The organism is Actinocorallia longicatena, assembly GCF_039534125.1.
Classification (GTDB): Bacteria; Actinomycetota; Actinomycetes; order Streptosporangiales; family Streptosporangiaceae; genus Actinocorallia; species Actinocorallia longicatena.
In genome coordinates, this window is the sequence record NZ_BAAAUV010000074.1 from 1 (window position 1) to 1,454 (window position 1,454).

Sequence of the window (1,454 nt, forward strand, 5' to 3'; positions counted from 1 at the left end):
CTTGGTAGGGGATGAACATGCCGAACAGGATCAGGGTGAACACGATGTCGGCGCCGGGGAAGCGCCAGCGGGACAGCACGAATCCGTTGGCGGCGCCGAGGAGGGAGGAGATGAGGGCGACGGGGACGGCGAGTTCGAAGGTGCGGAAGAACGAGGGCCGAAGCGACGTCCAGGCCTTCTCCCAGGAGGTGAGGGTCCATTGTTCGGGGAGGCTCCACTGTCCGTTCACGCCGATCTCGCGGCCTGACTTCAAGCTCGTCACGATGAGGACGTAGGCGGGCATCAGCACGATGATGAGGAAGAACAGCAGGAGCCCGTAGGTGAGGGCGCGGCCGGCCGGGGACCGGCGGTTGAGCGTTCCGCCCGTGCTGCCGGTGGTGCCCGGGCGTTCGATGGTCGTGGTCATCGGCGGCGCTCCACCCGGTTGTTGTAGATCAGGTAGGGGACGATCACGAGGGCGACGAGGAGCAGCAGGATCACGGAGATCGCTGCGGCTTTGGCGTAGTCGCTGGTCAGCAGGGTCTGCCAGACATAGACGGCGGGGACCTCGGTGTTCCACTGCGCTCCGGACACCGACATGATCAGGTCGAACATCTTCATCGACATGTGCCCCAGAATGATCAACGCCGACAGAGCGGTCGGGGTCAGCTGCGGGAACAGCACATGCCGGTACAACCGGTAGGTACTCGCGCCGTCCACGGCCGCGGCCTCCCGCAACTCGACCGGGATGCCACGGAATCCCGACAGGAACAGGGCCATGACATAGCCCGACAGCTGCCAGATCGCGGGCAGGGCCATCGCGGCCATCCCCCAGTCGGGATGGGTCCACCACGGATTCTCCAGGAAACCCAGATGAAGCCCCTCGAAGACCGCGTTGATCCCGCCCGCTGAATCCCCCGTGCCGGAGTTCATCAGCCACCGCCACACCACCCCCGACGCGACGAACGACACCGCCATCGGGAACAGGTACACCGCGCGCAGGAAGCCTTCACCGCGGGCGCCGCGTTCGAGGAGCAGAGCCCACAACAGGCCCATGAACAGCGCCCCGGCCATGAACACGACGGTGAAGACGGCCAGATTCCGCAGGGAGTGCACGAACCGGTCGTTGATGTCGTCGGTGAACAGAGCGGTGAAGTTGTCCAGGCCGACGAAACCCTTACTGCCGAGGGCGTCATGCTCATCGCTCAGGGACAGCTTCATCGTCCAGGCGATGAGGCCGTAGACGAAGACCGCGAGCAGGATGAGGGAGGGCAGGAGCAGGAGAAGCCCCGGGCCCCACCTGCGCATGGATGCGCTGGTGCGGCGCCGGGGCCGTGCGGCCGGGCTCGTGTGAGCCCGGCCGGTCGTGTCGGTGACCGTCACTTGACCGCGAACTGCTTCGCGGCGGCGACGAGGGCACTCTGGAAACCGGCGACGTCACCATCACCGGAGAACTTGCCCTGCGCGGAGTTCAC

2 protein-coding genes are annotated in these 1,454 nt (G+C 66.0%); both read right to left on the bottom strand.

Annotated features, from left to right (window positions below):
- Positions 1-406: ABC transporter permease family protein (locus ABD785_RS41115; RefSeq protein WP_486303558.1), on the bottom strand; the 406-nt coding region annotated here is incomplete at its 3' end.
- Complete coding sequence (locus ABD785_RS41120; protein WP_344840335.1) at positions 403-1,287, bottom strand: carbohydrate ABC transporter permease; 885 nt, start codon at positions 1,285-1,287, stop codon at positions 403-405. The genes ABD785_RS41115 and ABD785_RS41120, both read right to left, overlap by 4 nt.
- Between the last annotated feature and the right edge of the window lie 167 nt (positions 1,288-1,454).

Bases quoted from the DNA above. Each gene is read 5' to 3' on its own strand.
- ABD785_RS41120 (WP_344840335.1), bottom strand. From the start codon at position 1,287: ATGCGCAGGTGGGGCCCGGGGCTTCTCCTGCTCCTGCCCTCCCTCATC.